Below are 16957 nucleotides of genomic sequence, written 5' to 3'. Positions count from 1 at the left end.
TCACCTCTTCCCATCCCGAACAGAGAAGTTAAGCCCGCCTGCGCAGATGGTACTGCATTATTGTGGGAGAGTATGTCGTCGCCTTTCTTTTGAAAAACCCTATCCGGATCGGATAGGGTTTTTCTGTTTATATTGGTTTTGGAAAAGATGCCGGCCGGCCGAGGGCAATAGCCGCTCATAGGCCGTATGCCGCGTTAGCGATGGAAGCGGCATCCTTTTGCGGGACACCTAAAAGCCTCTTTCGCCATTATCCTTGCCCGCAGGGAAACACCATAGAAATATAATCGTCTGATATTTTAAGCTTAGTTTTTGTTTTAATTCCGTTAATATTTATTCATAAAGGAAGAATATCAAATTTTAATTGTTAAGTCTTTAAAGTTCTTAAAATCTGTTAAAAACAAGGTTTGTTAATTTGGTTTAGCTTTTGTCTTAAATTCGTTTTAAATTTGGTTATAACGAAATAAAAAATAGATGGAAGAGCTAATTCAGATTATAAATAGTTTTGAGAAATTAGATTCGGAGACAGAGCTTGCTATAAAAGAAAATTTTGTTGAAGTAACTTTTAAGAAAGACGAATTTATTATTGAAGAGGGTAAAGTTTGTAATAATATCTATTTTATAAAATCGGGTGCAGTTCGAAGGTTTTGCATCGAAGATGGGGAAGAAGTTACCAAATGGATTTATACGGATAATCAATTTGTAACTTCAATGAGTAGTTTCTTTGAGCAGAAACCAGCATTTGAGAATTTTCAAACTTGTGAAAAAACAGTTGTCTATTCGCTGTCTTATTCTGATGAGCAGACTTTATTGGAATATCCGTTATTTACTAAATTTCATATAAAACAGCTTCGGTATTATCTTTCTCAAATAAATGAGTTTAATCATTTATTTCGTTTAATGACTGCCGAGAAAAAATACTTATTTCTTTTAGAGTCATTTCCTCAGATTATTAAAAAATCCAAATTGAAGCATATTGCGTCATTAATCGGCGTAAGCCAGGAAACATTGAGCAGGATTAGGACATCAATTATTTGATATTACATCAATAAAAAGTATTTAAACTTTTTGAATTTTTGTGGCTAATTAATGACGCAAAAATTGAAAGATACTTTTATTAATAAAAATGCTGTTTTAGGTAATAGTATTTGCATAGGAAATGGTGTAACTATTGAGGAGGATGTTGTAATTGGCGATAATACTCGAATAGGAAATAACGTAACAATTTTAGGTGGATCAAGAATTGGCGAAAATTGTGAAATTCATTCTAATGCAGTTTTAGGCGGTATTCCTCAAGATTTGAAGTACAAAGGAGAATATACTCTTTTAGAAATTGGCGATAACAATATAATTAGGGAATTTGTAACAATTAATAAAGGGACAGTTTCTAAAGGAAAAACATGTATGGGTAATTCTAATTTAATTATGTCCAATGCACATATTGGCCATGACTGCATTATTGGAAATAATTGCATTATAGGTTTTAGTGTTGGAATGGCTGGTGAAGTAACTGTTGAAGATTGGGTAAATATTAGCGGACTAACAGCTATACATCAATTTTCAATTATTGGTGAGCATGCTATGATTAGTGGCATAAGCCGAGTTGTTAAGGATGTTCCTCCTTATATTGTTGCTGCTCATGAACCTTTAAGATTTGCAGGGTTAAATACTGTTGGTCTAAAAAGAAGAGGATTTAATTCTCAAAAAATTGATGAACTTCGGTCAATTTATAGAATTTTATTTCAAGAAAAGAGAAATACAAAATTTGCTTTGGAAATAATTAATGAAGAATTCGTGAAAACAGTTGAACGTGATAAGATTCTAAATTTTGTTCATCGATCTAAAAGGGGAATTATTAAAGGCTTTGACATTTAAATATATAAAAATGCTAAATTTATATATTTAATAAATTAACTCATCATGACAAAATATAGTACCAATTCTAAAGTTGATTTTTATTTCGAAAAAGCTGAAAAATGGAAAGCTGAAATTGAACAAATGAGAGAAATTGTTTTAGACTGTCATTTGTCTGAAGAATTGAAATGGGGATCTCCTTGTTATACTTTTGAAAAAGCAAATATTGTTTTGATTCATTATTTTAAAGAATATTGTGCTTTTTTGTTTTTCAAAGGCGCTTTAATGAAAGATCCAGATAATATCTTGATTCAACAATCAGAGAATGTTCAGGCGGCACGCCAAGTTCGATTTACAAATGTTGAAGATATTTTAGCTAAAAAAGAAATTCTGAAAAAGTATATTTTTGAAGCGGCCGAAATTGAAAAATCTGGACAAAAAGTAGAGTTGAAGAAAGTTTCTGAGTTTGAAATTGCAGAAGAACTTCAGAACAAATTTGATTCTGATGTTGATTTTAAAAAAGCGTTCTATGCTTTAACTCCTGGAAGACAGCGAGCGTATTTGCTCCATTTTTCTCAACCTAAACAATCTAAAACTAGAGAAGCTAGAGTAGAAAAAAATATTCTGCGTATTTTAGACGGAAAAGGATTGAATGATTAAAAAAATAAATAAAAATAAAAACTCCTTTTATACAAAGGAGTTTTTCTGTTTTAAGAGATTTGCTCTGTGATGTTGTTTTTCTTTCGAATGGAAATTAAAGATTGGAAAAGAACGGAAGTCATAACCAAGCTTATTCCTATGTAAAAAGAGAAATTAACCGATTGCCCTTCATTAAAAAATAAAAAGGCTAATATTATGGAATAAATTGGCTCTAGGTTAAATGTTAGGTTGATGGTAAACGCAGGAATCTTTTTAAGTGATTCTGCAAACATTACGTAAAGAGCAACAGTACAGCATGAAGCTAAAATTAACAGATAAAAGATATCTTTTAAATTTGGAATGAATGTTTGATCTGGAAAATTATAAAAATAAACAGGTAGAAGGAGCCCTAATGCTAAAGTTCCTCCAAACATCTGGTAGAAGTTGATTAGTTTGCTGTCATAAAATTGTACCAGCCTTTCATTGTAAATAGTGTACAAGGCAGCAAAGGCAGATGAAATTACTCCGAGTAAAATTCCAAGTTGATAGGAGGAGTCAAAATGAAAAATCAAGCTTATTCCTAGCAAGGTTAGCATACTTAGCAAAACTTGAACTAGGTTGAACCTTTTTTTATTGAGTATAGGTTCAAAAAAAGCTGTAAAAAAGCTAGTCAGGCAATAACAAACTACACCAATTGAGATGTTAGAATATTTAATGCTGGCATAGAAGAAAATCCAGTGAATGGTAATCAATACTCCGGCTTTGGAAATTTTTACGGCTTCAGAAAATGACTTCAGCATTTTAAGATTATAAATTTTTAAAATGAAAAAGAGAATAATTGAAGCAAATAATACTCTATACCAAACTAAAGTGATTTCATTAAGAGAAATAAGTTTTCCGAAAACGCCAGTAAAACCGGCCAGTAAAACTGCAGCATGCAGTATCAAATAAGATTTTTTCATAAGAAGTTGTCTATCCTTTTTGAGGATATATAGAAATTAATAATTGTTTAATTGGAGTAAAGACACAAGAAATCGGACTGAAAGCATACAGTCAAGTGTCAATACTAAAAAAGCATTATTAATTTATGGAGGAGGAAGACAACCTTTAAAACTCATGATAAAATTTGATTTTCGGTAAAATTAATAAAAAAGCATTCCGTGAAAAAGCATAAAAAGTTATTTAAATGTGAAACTTCAAACAATTTAACAGCTGAATTGAATAAATCTGATTTTGATTTGAATATTAATTTGTAGAACTTGCAACGATACCAAATTACCTAATTTATAAGTTTATTGCAATCTAATGAGTACAAGCCAGTCCACTACAGCAGTTCTTGAAACCAAACAGCATTTTGAAATTTTAGACGGATTAAGAGGCATCGCAGCTTTTGCTGTTGTTGTTTTTCATTTTATGGAATGGATTTTTACTGATCCAAGTCAGAACTTTATTGGACACGGATTTTTAGCTGTCGATTTTTTCTTTTGCCTGTCAGGATTCGTGATTGGATATGCTTATGATGACCGTATTGCAAAAATGGGACTTCGCAATTTCTTTATATCAAGAATTATAAGATTGCATCCTTTAGTGATTGCTGGATCTATATTAGGATTGTTGGCATTTTTATTCGATCCGTTTGGCGGTCATTTAGAATTATACAGTACAGGAAAAATTATTTTGACATTTATCTGTTCTCTGTTTCTTATTCCACTTCCAGTTATCGCCGATCGCGGATTTAACCTGTTTAGTTTTAATGCGCCTGCTTGGTCATTGTTTTGGGAATATATCGCTAATATAGTTTACGCATTTGTACTTTATAGAATCAGTAGGAGCTTTTTATTACTGCTAACTATATTAGCAGCAATTGCGATTTGCTATGTTGGATATAATTCAGGAAGTTTATTAGGAGGTTGGAGTGGTCCGACTTTTTGGGATGGATGTGCTAGAATTTCCTATTCTTTTTTAGCAGGATTACTTATTTACCGTTCCAACTGGATTATAAAAAATAAACTTGGTTTTGGCGGATTGACTTTTTTATTACTGTTAGCTTTTATTATGCCATTTTCAGAATGGAACTGGATTTCTGAACCTTTAGTAGTTTTATTGTATTTTCCATTGCTGATTTCTTTAGGAGCAGGTGCTTTTTTAAAACCAAGATTAAAAAGAGCATGCGTTTTTTCTGGAAAAATATCTTATCCGTTGTACATGACACATTATGCCGTTTTATGGATGTTTGGAAATTATTATACCAATTATAAACCCGATACAACACAATTGACTTTAATTGTAATTACTTCTGTAGTTCTACTTGTTGGTTTTGCATATTTAGTAATGGTGATTTATGATATTCCAGTACGAAATTATCTTAATGATAAAAGAAAGAAAAATATAGCGACAAATTCTTAAATAAGAACTTTCGATAAAAGGTCTTCGGTATTTATTTTTTGTATTAAAATATTAAAACTGATATCCTGTGGAAAAACATAGTATATTAGCTTTATAATCTTACAAATGTTTTAGTAACTTAAAATGAATAAACTTGAAAATTAGTATTGTAATAAAGTATTTGTTTCTCTTTTTAACCTTACAGACATTTGGACAAAATGCCTCTTTCAAAATTAAATATTCGGAGCAGTTGGCTGTTTTTGTTTTTTTAGAAAATCTATCCGAATATTATCCAGACAATGTTTTTAAAACAGAGTTTCAAAACTCAAAATATAATATTGAGAAGTATAAAAATATAATCTCAAAATTTGATCAATTGTCTATTTCTTATAGTTTTCGCTTCGAAGATTTTCCGTATGGATCAAAGAAAACAATGCAGACACAGGATATTTTGAAAAAGAATTTGATTGAAACCGACAATTTAACTGATTTCAAAATTCGTTCTGCAGGAATGATTCCCACTAAAACGCTGAGTGATTTAGGAGAATGTATTTCAGAATTTACCCCTATTTACAATGAATTGATTTATAATCCGAACAAAAAAAAGTTTGAAAAACAGTTAGATGAAATTAAAAAATATTCTAACGATCACGAGATTGAAAATTATTTTAAAACAGGATTAGTATTTTATAATTCCAGTTGGGATAATTCAATTCCTTTTGAGGCAGCTTTCTATCCTTTACCAAATTCAAAAGGCTTTACTGCTTCTGCATTTTGCAATAATTTTGTCAGCGCTATTCAAACCGATTTAAAATCACATAAAGATTTATTTAGTGTAATGATGCATGAAACGTATCATATCATTTACGACGAACAATCGTTGGAAGTAAAAACTGAAATTGACACTTATTTTAAAGAGAATAAATCAAAATGCAGCAACTATGCTTATCAATTACTGAACGAAGTTTTGGCAACAGTATTAGGAAACGGATATGTTTATGAAAAACTGGATGGAAAAGTTGACGTTGGAGAATGGTATAATAATAAGTATATCAATTTGATGGCAAAGCAGATTTATCCGTTAACCATAGAATACATCGAACAAAAGAAGCCGATTGATAAAAATTTTATAGATCAGTATGTTCAGCTTTATGAAACCAATTTTCCAAATTGGATTAATGAATTTGATAATATCATGACGTATCGTTATGTGATTACAGAAAATGAAAAAGATTTTAAAACTATAAATAAAATGTTCCGTTATCGTTCCAGAACAGAATATGAAGATCAAATTTCAGAAAGTAGCATTGAAAAAATGAAGCAAACACCATTGACCAAAATGGTAATTATTTCGAATGACAGCAAAGAAAAAATAAAACTTTTGAAAAGTAAGTTTAAAGAGTTGAAAAACTGGAAAGTAAATCCTGATAAAGAATTTGCAGAGATGATTCTTTTAGACGATAAAAGTCAATTGATAATTTTAAATCAGAAAAAAACGGAATTAGAAACATTAATTAAATCTATAAATGAAAAAAGTAAATAGTTATTTAGTATTAGTTATTTGTATCTGCTTTTCGTCAGCAACCGCCGTTGGTCAAATAACATCACAAAATATTGATGTATTGATGGAATCTGCCTTGGCAAAATTTAAAGTAGCAGGAGCATCAATTGCGGTTGTTAAAGATGGAAAAATTATTCACTTAAAAGGTTATGGAGTTAGTTCTATAGAGACAAAAAAAGCTGTAAATGAAAATACTAATTTTCAAATTGCCTCAAATAGTAAAGCATTTACAACGGCAGCACTTTCTATTTTGGAGGATGAAGGAAAATTAAAATGGACTGATAAGGTAAAGGATTATGCTCCTGAATTTAAAATGTATAATGATTATGTAACGGAGAATTTTAATATACAGGATTTGCTGACTCATCGTAGCGGATTAGGATTGGGAGTAGGTGATTTGATGTTTTTTCCTGATGGCACTAATTTTACCATTAAAGATGTTTTGACAAGTTTTCAGCATTTTAAGCCTGTTTCAGCTTTTCGAACGAAATGGGATTATGATAATTTACTTTATATAGTAGCCGGTGAAGTAATTGCAAGAGTAAGCGGTATGAGTTATGAGGAATTTGTACAAAAAAGAATTATTGCCCCTTTACAAATGAACAATACTTTTGTTGGAAGTAGTTTAATAAAAGATACATCTAATTTTGCAGTTTCGCATTCGTCTGAATCTGGAACGATAAAAAAAATAGAAGGGTTTAATGATCAAATTAATGCTGCTGCGGGCGGTATATTTTCTAATGCCCAAGATATGGCGAAATGGATGATAGTTCGTTTGAATAAAGGCCAGTACGGACCAGATTTGAAAACGACGCTTTTTTCCTTAAAAAACCACAATGAAATGTGGAGAATACATACCGTTCAGGAAACAGATCAGAATCCAAGATACAATTCTCATTTTAATGGTTATGGTTTAGGCTGGCAATTATCAGATGAAAAAGGAAATTTAAAAGTATCTCATACTGGAGGTTTGCCTGGAATGCTTTCTATTGTAACCATGTATCCAGATTTGAATTTGGGGATTGTAATTTTAACTAATACTGAAAATGGAGGAGGAGGACTTTTTACAGCAGTTAGCAATACCATTTCTGATAGTTATTTAGGTTTAGATGATTTTGGATGGACCGATAAATTGGTGCAGTGGATGAATGAAGATAGAAATTCTGGTGATGATGTAACCAAAAAAGTCTGGGAGAAGGTAAAGCTGTCAAAAAATGTAAAAATAAAGAATGAAGATTTTATTGGTGTTTATGCTGATAAATGGTTTGGTGAAATTGAAGTATTTGAAAAAAATAAGCAATTATGGTTTAAATCGTATCGTTCGCCAAAATTAAATGGTCCAATGGCTTTTTACAACGCCAATACATTTGCCATAAAATGGGAATATCAAGCGATGAATTGCGATGCATTAGCGATGTTCTCTTTGGATGAAAATGGCAAAGCTCAATCTATTAAAATGAAAGGCATCTCTCCAAATATTGATTTTAGTTTTGATTTTCAGGACTTAGATTTAGTAAGAGTGAGATAACAATTAGTGTAAATAAAAAAAACTCCATTAGAAATAATGGAGTTTTTTATTGGGTTTCATAAAGTTGTAATTCAATAAGCTAATTACACTATTTTACAAATTATCCTTAATACGTTTTGTTATTTCTTCAATTGTACCCATTCCATCAAAAGTCAAGACTTTGATTTTTGATTTCATATATTCAATTGCAGGTCTAGTTGAACTTTCAAAAACTTCGATTCTTTTAAGATGGATACTAGCATCTTTGTCGTCTTTTCTGTTGGAAGTTTCGGCTCTTTTTTGTGCTCTTTTTAAAAGCTCTTCTTTGCGAACATCAATATTGATTACTTTTCCAATTTCCAGATTTTTAGATTTTACGAGTTCCAATAAATCATTTACTTGGGGTTCAGTTCTTGGGTAACCATCTAAAATAATTCCTTTAGCATTTCTGTTTTCATCCAATATTTTACTAAAAAGATCTTTCATGATAGAATCAGGAACTAGATCTCCTTTTTCTTCATATTGAGACATTATTTTTCCAATTTCTGTTTCATTTTGTTTTTCCAAACGGCATCTGTCCCCAGTTGAAATATGCTCAAATTTAAGTTCGTCTTTTAAAATTTCGCATTGTGTGCCTTTTCCTGAGTATGGAGGTCCTGTAATTATTAATATTTCCATTTGTTTGTGATGTTTATAATTCTATAACGTTCATCAAGATTATGAATGTTTTTTTCTTTCTCATAGGAGTAACTAATTTACAAGAAAAACAATTGCTATTTCCAAAGCTTAAAAATAAAAAAACTCCATTTAACAAAATGGAGTTTTTCATTCAAATATTTGCAATTACTGTAAACTACACCATTTGATTAATTCAGGATACAACTGATCAATTTTCTTTTTCTTGTTTTTGTTTCTAAGACTTTTCAATTCTTCGTTAAACTCTTTCATTTTAATGAAGCCTCTGTCAATCATTACAGAATTTACCTCATTGTTGATTTCCATAAGTAGCTTTGGGTCATTTTTGTATACTTCTTCAGCATATAGTATAAAGACACCATAAGTCATATATTCATTAAAAACTTTAAAGCCATCGGGATAATATTCAGTTCCATATGCTTTTGTATTCACCCATTTTTCTCTTTCTTTTAGCGCTGTATTTAATTCTTCCTTATGTTTTACACTCGGTTTTTCGACATAATTATGATCAATTTCGGTAAACATACTGCGTGTATTAAAAGCTTCACTGTTTTTTTCTGATCGGCCTTCTACTTTTTGTATAGTTGGTAAAACCATTTCGATAAGATGAAAATTGTTGTTTTCGTAGCCTCCAGTATAATTAAGACCGTTTATTAATGCAGAAGTATAGACAATATAACTATTGATTTTTGTGTCAAAGTTTTTTTCTAGCCAATTCCATTGTTTACGAAGATTTGAATATTTCTCATAATCAGAAATTATCTTGTCATAAAAAGGTTTTTCAGATTTATAGAATTCATTAAAATGAGATTTTTTAGCAAAATCTTCAATCTCTTTTTTATAAGTCGTAATCGGATTTACTTCAATCTTAACATTAGCTACTTTATTAGCAGGCAAAATGTAAGCATTGTTCGGAATTAGAACATCATTTTTTAAAAAATAGGTTTGAGCATTTCCAGTAAAGAAAATATACTCAAGCGGATTTTTCATTAAAAGAGAATTCATTGTTTTGATGATTTCTTCCTCTTTATAAGGTTTGAAATGTTTGAGAACACGTTGATAATAATCTCCTTTTTGTTCAAACATGTCGTCATTTTCCAAACCAAAATCGGTAATAGCTAACATGATTGTTAGAAGCTCTTTTACTTCGTTAATTTCAACAGTAGATTTTCCTTGGTTTTCTTTTTTAAATTCTTCTGTAAAATTTACTTTTTCTTGAGCGAATACGGTAATTGATAAAAATAAAAAGAAGGCAGATAAAATTTTTGTTTTCATAAAATGGTATTTGTTTTTTGAGTTCAATCAATTTACACTTTTGACGACAATAATCAAATGGGTAAAAGAAATTAGCGTTGTAAATGTCTTATAAATACAAGTGTTATTCAATATATTTTTTGTGTTTTTTATGGGATTTTTATAAGTTTTTGATTTTAAACGGTTTGGTTTGTTTCTTCGAAAAATGAATTTCATAATTTTTAAAACATAAAAACAATTCATCTAGTAGAAACAACAATTCGGTCAATAAAAATTGAATGTTTTATTGAATAAAAATACTTTTACATCAAAATCAAAACAACCATAATTCAAAACCATGAAGAAAATTTTAAAATTTATCAAAATCACGTTTATTAGCCTTTTGAGTATTATTTTGCTTTTTATGGCCTATTTATTTATCAGCAATAAATTATTTTTAGAATCTAAAAATGATGATAATATTAGCTATTTATCAAAAAATAATGTTCAGATTGGGGCTTCTATCGACGAAAAACTATTTGATGATGAGTTTTATAAATCGCAAGTTTTTTTATTAGGCGAAATTCATGGTTATGCAGATAATCAGAAAATAGATCAGGAAATGCTTTTTTTCTTGAATAAGAAAGTGGGAATCAAATATTATATTGCCGAAATGGATAGTTTGACAGCTAAAAAGTTGAATGCTTTTTTGTCTGAGAAACAAAAGAATAAAGCAATTTTGAAAGAAGTTGTTGAGTCTATTAAGAGAAGAATTCCGCAACAAGCCAGCCAGGAATTATTTGATAAATGGAATGCCATTTACGATTACAATCAAAATTTGGCCGATTCTCTAAAAATTACCGTAATCGGAATTGATAAAAATTTTGACGATGAATCTAAAGGTTCAAGAGATGAAGCAATGGTGAGTAATTTTAAAAATGCAATTCAGAAGAAGCATCTTGAAAATGAAAAATTCTATGGGCTTTTTGGATATTTTCATACACTGCAAAAGAAAACAGAATCGGGCAGAGCAACTTTTGCTGCAGGATTAAAAGACTCGGGAGTAAAAGTGACGAGCTTTGTAAGCTATACAATTGATAGCGAAATGTATCTTCCTAAAAATCCTCAGTTTCCAACTCCTGAAAATGAAAAAGTAGATTGGATAAATGCCGACGGACCATTAATGCTTGTAAAAGGAATTAATGATATAAAAGAATTGAGCAAACCAGAATCAATCACACTTTTTAAACTTAATTCGAAAAATTCACCTTACCTGAAATCGCAAAATTTAATAACAGTAAAATCGAGAGCTTTTGGAGAAAATATTGTGCCACTTAAAGATGCTGTTACGGCTGATTATTTTCAATATGTGTTTTTGTTGAGAAATTCTAAAGCGTTGACGAAATTGAAATAAAGATTTCTCTTTAATTTTCAAAAACTCCATTAGAAATAATGGAGTTTTTTTATGTAAAATCTCATTTCTCGTGTTTTAAAATTTTAAAAGTAAAAACAATTAGTATATTTGTAACTGAAAAGTATAGACTATACTCTATGCTTTATTGTTTTTTCATCAAAAAAATAAAATTATGCTTGTAAACGAATTGTCAAAAAAAACCGGATTGTCAATCCATACGATTAGATATTATGAGAATTTAGGAATGATCAAGGGATTGACTGATGAAAATGTGACTTCTAATAACTATAAACATTACGATGCTAATACTATTGAGCGTTTAGAAATTATTATAGAAGCAAGAGAAGTCGGATTTACTTTAGCAGAAATAAAAAAAATATTGATAAGCTGGTTCGAGACAACTGACTCTAAATCAGAAACACTAGAACTTTTTCAAGCCAAAATAAAAGAGATCGATGATAAAATGAAATATTTCAAGCAAACCAAAAGTCTTCTTGAAAAAGTTTGCGAGAAAATACAAAGTAATAATGATTGATTATTAAAGTTTAAAAGCGTGTAAAGAACTCCTTAAGAAATTAAGGAGTTTTTTTATGGTTCTTATTTTAACTATTTAAGAAAAGTTTTATGCGGAATTTAAGAAATTAATAAGAGATTTTGCAAATAGTCTTATATTCGCTTTTGAATTTATAGAGTTAAATAGCGTACTAAAATAAACTTCAAATAACAACCCAAGTTAAAACTAGAAAACTAAATTATGCAAGAAGAGATAACCAAGCATTCAAACAAAATTTACAAAGCTGTCAAAAAATCAGAACACACAGTAGGTGAGAAAGTAAAAGAAATCATTATAGAAATATGCATTATCGTTTTTGCTGTTACACTTTCAATATCGCTGCACAGTTGGAGCGAACATAGGCACCAGCAAGAAGAAGTACAAGCGTTTCTTGGTAATTTAAAAAATGATTTAAAGAATGATATCGAAAGTATTGATAGAGAAGTGGGAATGTACCAAAAGACAAACGCAGACTACGAAAAAATTTTGGCATTAACGTCTTCTCAACTAGATAGTATTTATAAATCTAAAAGTAAAGTAAACTTTCCAATTCATTCGCACGGACAAACATTGACTATAGGTAATTACGAAAGTTTTAAATCAAGCGGTAAACTTGGCTATATTGAAGACGAAAAATTAAAACAGAAAATCTTAAACTACTACCAAATATTTGTTCCAGCTGCTAACGAAGTTGATAAAATGTACACTGAATTTTTGTTTAAGTGTTTTGATAAAGAAATAGAAAATGCAGATAAGCCAGAAAAAGAATTATATTCTGATCCAAAATATAAAAAGACACTTTCATATCTTGTTAAACTAGGTAAAAACAACATAAGGGTTTATAAAGAAAATACAAAACCACTTGCAGTTGAACTTATTAAAGAAATTGAAAAAAAGTTAGACAAATAAAAAAGCGAAAGCATAAAAAAACTCCATTAGAAATAATGGAGTTTTTTTATGCTTTAAAAAGGTTATTTTCCTTTTACTATTTTTTCGAGATACTCAACTTTGTTTTTTTCGGCTTGGATTAAGCGTTCGTAAAGTTTTTCTTTTTCTTCGTAAAGTTCTACAATTTTATCAACTGTATTAAATGTAGGCTGAATATTGATAGCTGTTATTGTTGAGTTGTCATGACTGCTGATAACATTTAAAATTGTTTCATCGCTATAATTTTTAATAGCTTCCGAAGTCACGCCAAGCGCTTTTGCAACTTCAGCTAGTCTTGTATCGTCTATAGTTTCACTGTTTTCAATAGCAGAAACCGTTTGCTGGCTTGTGCCTAAAGCTTGCGCCAAAGCTTCTTGTTTCATGTCGCGAAGTTCACGAATACGGCTAATGTTTCTTCCGATATGTTTTGGTCTTGATAGTGTGCTCATAATTCAAAGATAATAATTAAGTGAATAAACCAGAACTGTAAAAAAACAGATTTTAAATGTATGTTACAGATTTTCTTGGGGAGCGGTAAACAAAAATACAATTTTTATAGTAAGAATAAGACCATGAATAGTTGTTTGTGATTCTGGAATTTATAATACTATATTAGCATTTGTAAATTTTAAAATATAAACTCACTGTAGAAATGGATTGTATTATTATTGAAAATTTAAAAGTGCTGTCAGAAAACTTCAAACACAAATTTGATACTTTTTCAAATTCTGTCCTTTTTGTTAGCGAAGTGAATAAGATAAAAATACAATTTGAGGATGATGGCAATTTTAAAGTTACTTACAATTTATGTTTTAGTGAAAAAATAGTGTTTGTTCCAAAAGAGGCACTTTATGATTTCTGTTTTGATTTATTTAGGAGACCAAATGACGATACAGAAGTGATTTGTAATGCGGGTAAAACAATTGAAATAGAGAAGTGGCTTGAAATAGAAAAAAACGAATCTTTGAATGTGCTTAATAATATTCAGAAAGAATTGAGTTACAATTATAGAATAAAACGTTTAGCTCTAGAGAGTTCTCAATTTGATATATTTTATTTCAATGGATTGCTTGTTTTTGAGCACAAAAACAAGGAGTATTTATCTAATGTTTTTGATTTTAAAAGCATGAAATATTGATAGAAGGCTTTCGGTTATTTAATTAGTTTGGATTTAGTTATTCTTCTGTTTCTTCATCTTCATATTTCCAATATTCTGTTCCGTATTTTTCTCTTAACAAATGATATTTTTTAAGACCATTAGCTATAGCCTCAAAATCATTTTTGTTACAGAAACCTAGTTTTACGTAATCTTTTGGTCTAGTATCTCCATGAGTTTCTTCCTTATGTAATTTGAAAAGTATTTTAGGGACTTCATTTTCAAATCTAAAAACTAATAAATTTTTGTGTCCCCTGTCAATAGTGTCCGTTGGTGCCCATCCTTCATAGATTGATTGAGTTAAAATAAATTTCTCGAAAACAAACTCATCAAGGTTGTTGATGTTGAAAATGCAATCGAATTCTTTATTTATCTTTAAGTCTGCATAAGCATAAAGTGTAAAGACAATAATTTCATTTTCTTTTCTTTCCCAGTTTATGTATCTATGATAAAACTCATCTTTATTGCGATCTGCGAATCGTTTAATTATGGCTTTTTTTGATAATTCAATCCCATCGTCAGATAGATACATGTCAGAAAATAAATATCGATGAATTCTTGGGCAATCTTCTTCGTTTTTCATGTATGCTTTTTTTTTGCTAAGTAAAGAGTTCTTTAATTAATCCAAAAGTAGAATATTAATAGATAAAAAAACACCTGCTGGCGCGAGCGTCTCGCTCGTGAATCCAGTTTATGCACGAGCGAGATGCTCGCGCGAGCAGGAGATATTAGTATTGATGAAAATGATAATTTTAATACTGAAATTACTTTGCATGATTATCTTCAAAATGATTATGGTTTTAGATTAAAAATTTTATTATCAAGCAAATAGAATATGATCCGATTCTATAAAAAGACAATATTTTGGTTTTTCAGTATGCGTAATTTTATATATGTAAAACGATCTTAATTCAGTTTAATCCCTAATTTTTACCATTCTCTAGGTGCGATTGTTTCTTCGGTATCAGCATCAAATCCGTAGGATTTTGCAATAATATCAAAATCTTGTCCAATTGATTCTCTTGCGGCAGTTTCAATTTCACTATTATTCTCGTAAAAATCATCTTGTAATTCGTTGATTTTTATTGTTGCAGAATGTGTTAATTGGTAGAATTCATCAAGATTTTTTGGAGATGTTTTCTCGATTTCAAAACATAGGTCGATAAGTATTGTCTTTACTTTATCAACAAGAAATTTTGGAAAGTATGAATCTGCATACATATCTTTCAAAAAGATATAATCTTTCATTTTCTCATTTTTTAAATCCTTTTGGGTTATTATTCTGTCTTGATTTTTTGATTGCTGACCATTGCAGGAAATTAAAATCAGGGAAACTATTGCTATTATATAACCTTTCATTTTTATAAGTTTTTTATTGTGTTTGTAAAGGTGTTTTTTGAAAAAAGAGCATAAAAAAAACTCCTTAATTTCTTAAGGAGTTTCTTAGTGGGCGATGAGGGGTTCGAACCCCCGACCCCCTCGGTGTAAACGAGGTGCTCTGAACCAGCTGAGCTAATCGCCCTATTTTACTAGGTCGCTATCATTTCGTGATTGCGAGTGCAAATATACGCTAGTTTTTGAGTTCTGCAAAGAAATTCGAATAAAAAATAAAACTTTTTTAAAAATAGTTTATATCTCCTTGTTTATGAATTTGTTATTAAAATGATTTTTTTGAAGTTTTTTCTACATCAAAAGTATATTTTAGTTCAAAGGCAGTTCGGCAACAACAAATGTGCTTCCGCCAACGTAGATAAAATCATTTTCTGATGCATTTTTCTTTGCTTCCGCGAAAGCGATTTCAACAGAATCGTATTTTTCTCCTATTAAACTGAATTTTTCAGCCGCATTTTTTAAAGTTTCTGCAGGCAAAGCTCGCGACGAATCTGGATTACAGAAATAATATTGCGCATCTTTTGGGAAAAGTGGCAAAATAGAATCCAGATCTTTATCATTCACAACACCTAAAACAATATGAAGTTTCTTGTATTTTTCGTTTTTAAGCTGATTCATCACAACCGATAATCCGTGTTTGTTGTGTGCCGTGTCGCAGATTATTTTTGGATTTTCTCCCAATTGCTGCCATCTGCCTTGCAAGCCAGTATTTTTTACCACATGCAATAAACCTTCTTTTAATTGTTCGGTCGAGATTTTAAAATTGGTTTCGTTATTCAAAATCGAAATCGTCTGCTGAACCGTCTTTTTATTATGAAACTGATAATCTCCAATCAAGTCCGACAAATAAATCTGATCAATCAAATCTGAAGCAAAATAAATCGGTGCATTGTTCGCTTTGGCTTTAGCCAAAAAAACAGGTTTAGTTTCGTCGGTATATTCGCCAATAACCACAGGAACATTCGGTTTTATAATTCCCGCTTTTTCTCCTGCAATGGCTTCCAGAGTATTTCCTAAAAACTGAGTGTGATCTAAACCAATATTAGTAATTACCGAAACCAAAGGCGTAATGATATTGGTAGCGTCCAATCTTCCGCCAAGACCAACTTCGATAATAGCAACATCTACTTTTTCTACCGCAAAATAATCAAATGCCAAACCAACCGACATTTCGAAGAAACTCATATCGTTAGCTTCAAAAAAAGATTTATGTTTTGCGACGAATTCAATTACGAATTCTTCCGAGATTTCTTTACCGTTTATTTTAATTCTTTCTCTAAAATCTTTCAAGTGCGGAGAAGTATATAATCCGACTTTATAACCTGCTTCCTGTAAAACAGAAGAAAGCATGTGCGAAGTAGAACCTTTTCCGTTTGTTCCCGCTACGTGAATGCATCGCAATCTATTTTGCGGATTATCAAGATGAGCTGCCAACAATTTGATATTCGTTAAATCTTCTTTATACGCAGAAGCACCTTGCAATTGGTACATTGGAAGCTGATTAAACATCCAATTGGTAGTTTCTTGATAGTTCATTTGTTTAGATAAAATGGTTCTTGATTGAAATAAATTTCGATTTTTGTAGTTTAATATTACAGCGAAAATTATCTTTATTGCAAATTTCAAATATTTTTTAGAATTAA

The 16957-nt window shown here is 30.2% G+C and carries 17 protein-coding genes, 1 tRNA gene and 1 rRNA gene; 11 read left to right on the top strand and 8 right to left on the bottom strand.

The window, feature by feature from the left end; translation table 11 throughout:
- From rrf to AC5ZCW_RS12880, 4 genes are all read left to right on the top strand, one after another.
- Positions 1 to 87, top strand: a 5S ribosomal RNA gene (rrf, locus tag AC5ZCW_RS12895); the annotation flags it as partial.
- A gap of 384 nt (positions 88 to 471) precedes the next feature.
- Complete coding sequence (locus AC5ZCW_RS12890; RefSeq protein WP_343544746.1) at positions 472 to 1035, top strand: Crp/Fnr family transcriptional regulator; 564 nt, start codon at positions 472 to 474, stop codon at positions 1033 to 1035.
- A 63-nt stretch (positions 1036 to 1098) separates the two neighbouring features.
- A complete protein-coding gene (lpxA, locus tag AC5ZCW_RS12885) occupies positions 1099 to 1872 on the top strand; it encodes an acyl-ACP--UDP-N-acetylglucosamine O-acyltransferase (protein ID WP_496120227.1) in 774 nt (257 codons plus the stop codon).
- A 45-nt stretch (positions 1873 to 1917) separates the two neighbouring features.
- Positions 1918 to 2511 (top strand): YdeI/OmpD-associated family protein, encoded by a 594-nt coding sequence (locus AC5ZCW_RS12880; RefSeq protein ID WP_343544748.1) that lies wholly within the window; start codon positions 1918 to 1920, stop codon positions 2509 to 2511.
- A gap of 50 nt (positions 2512 to 2561) precedes the next feature.
- On the opposite strand, the gene AC5ZCW_RS12875 is transcribed toward AC5ZCW_RS12880, so the two are convergent.
- Positions 2562 to 3452 (bottom strand): DMT family transporter, encoded by an 891-nt coding sequence (locus AC5ZCW_RS12875; RefSeq protein ID WP_343544749.1) that lies wholly within the window; start codon positions 3450 to 3452, stop codon positions 2562 to 2564.
- A 343-nt stretch (positions 3453 to 3795) separates the two neighbouring features.
- Between AC5ZCW_RS12875 and AC5ZCW_RS12870 the strand changes: the two genes are divergently transcribed.
- From AC5ZCW_RS12870 to AC5ZCW_RS12860, 3 genes are all read left to right on the top strand, one after another.
- Positions 3796 to 4896, top strand: coding sequence for an acyltransferase family protein (locus tag AC5ZCW_RS12870; RefSeq protein ID WP_496120225.1), 1101 nt, complete (start codon positions 3796 to 3798; stop codon positions 4894 to 4896).
- Between the two features lie 133 nt (positions 4897 to 5029).
- Entirely contained in the window at positions 5030 to 6418 is a 1389-nt protein-coding gene (locus tag AC5ZCW_RS12865; RefSeq protein ID WP_496120223.1) for a hypothetical protein, read from the top strand.
- On the top strand, positions 6402 to 7964 hold the full coding sequence (locus AC5ZCW_RS12860; RefSeq protein ID WP_496120221.1) for a serine hydrolase: 1563 nt from the start codon (positions 6402 to 6404) through the stop codon (positions 7962 to 7964). Before AC5ZCW_RS12865 ends, AC5ZCW_RS12860 begins: the two co-directional genes overlap by 17 nt.
- A 93-nt stretch (positions 7965 to 8057) precedes the next feature.
- Here AC5ZCW_RS12860 and AC5ZCW_RS12855 read toward each other — a convergent pair whose 3' ends face one another.
- On the bottom strand, positions 8058 to 8621 hold the full coding sequence (locus tag AC5ZCW_RS12855; protein WP_496120219.1) for an adenylate kinase family protein: 564 nt from the start codon (positions 8619 to 8621) through the stop codon (positions 8058 to 8060).
- Positions 8622 to 8786: 165 nt separating this feature from the next.
- Positions 8787 to 9914 (bottom strand): DUF4932 domain-containing protein, encoded by a 1128-nt coding sequence (locus AC5ZCW_RS12850; RefSeq protein ID WP_496120217.1) that lies wholly within the window; start codon positions 9912 to 9914, stop codon positions 8787 to 8789.
- A gap of 316 nt (positions 9915 to 10230) precedes the next feature.
- On the opposite strand from AC5ZCW_RS12850, the gene AC5ZCW_RS12845 reads away from it, so the two are divergent.
- The 3 genes from AC5ZCW_RS12845 to AC5ZCW_RS12835 all read left to right on the top strand — a co-directional run bounded on the left by AC5ZCW_RS12845 (position 10231) and on the right by AC5ZCW_RS12835 (position 12748).
- Positions 10231 to 11286, top strand: coding sequence for a hypothetical protein (locus AC5ZCW_RS12845; RefSeq protein WP_496120215.1), 1056 nt, complete (start codon positions 10231 to 10233; stop codon positions 11284 to 11286).
- A gap of 172 nt (positions 11287 to 11458) precedes the next feature.
- Positions 11459 to 11821, top strand: a complete 363-nt coding sequence (locus AC5ZCW_RS12840) for a MerR family transcriptional regulator (protein WP_496120213.1) — start codon at positions 11459 to 11461, stop codon at positions 11819 to 11821.
- Between the two features lie 219 nt (positions 11822 to 12040).
- Complete coding sequence (locus AC5ZCW_RS12835) at positions 12041 to 12748, top strand: DUF6090 family protein (RefSeq protein ID WP_343544756.1); 708 nt, start codon at positions 12041 to 12043, stop codon at positions 12746 to 12748.
- Positions 12749 to 12810: 62 nt separating this feature from the next.
- Here the strand turns inward: AC5ZCW_RS12835 and AC5ZCW_RS12830 are convergent, their stop codons facing one another.
- The gene (locus tag AC5ZCW_RS12830) at positions 12811 to 13215 is read right to left on the bottom strand and encodes a helix-turn-helix domain-containing protein (RefSeq protein WP_496120210.1); all 405 of its coding nucleotides are present in this window, start codon (positions 13213 to 13215) and stop codon (positions 12811 to 12813) included.
- Between the two features lie 203 nt (positions 13216 to 13418).
- On the opposite strand from AC5ZCW_RS12830, the gene AC5ZCW_RS12825 reads away from it, so the two are divergent.
- Positions 13419 to 13904, top strand: a complete 486-nt coding sequence (locus AC5ZCW_RS12825) for a hypothetical protein (protein WP_496120208.1) — start codon at positions 13419 to 13421, stop codon at positions 13902 to 13904.
- 37 nt (positions 13905 to 13941) lie between these two features.
- On the opposite strand, the gene AC5ZCW_RS12820 is transcribed toward AC5ZCW_RS12825, so the two are convergent.
- From AC5ZCW_RS12820 to AC5ZCW_RS12805, 4 genes are all read right to left on the bottom strand, one after another.
- The gene (locus tag AC5ZCW_RS12820) at positions 13942 to 14505 is read right to left on the bottom strand and encodes a hypothetical protein (RefSeq protein ID WP_496120206.1); all 564 of its coding nucleotides are present in this window, start codon (positions 14503 to 14505) and stop codon (positions 13942 to 13944) included.
- A 347-nt stretch (positions 14506 to 14852) separates the two neighbouring features.
- Positions 14853 to 15170, bottom strand: coding sequence for a DUF5713 family protein (locus AC5ZCW_RS12815; protein ID WP_496120204.1), 318 nt, complete (start codon positions 15168 to 15170; stop codon positions 14853 to 14855).
- Positions 15171 to 15369: 199 nt separating this feature from the next.
- Positions 15370 to 15444: transfer RNA gene (locus AC5ZCW_RS12810), tRNA-Val, on the bottom strand.
- Between the two features lie 179 nt (positions 15445 to 15623).
- Positions 15624 to 16850 (bottom strand): bifunctional folylpolyglutamate synthase/dihydrofolate synthase, encoded by a 1227-nt coding sequence (locus AC5ZCW_RS12805; RefSeq protein WP_496120202.1) that lies wholly within the window; start codon positions 16848 to 16850, stop codon positions 15624 to 15626.
- Positions 16851 to 16957: the final 107 nt, after the last annotated feature.

Source organism: Flavobacterium sp. PLA-DH12 (assembly GCF_059511845.1).
This window is presented reverse-complemented; position numbering and strand designations above follow the sequence as displayed.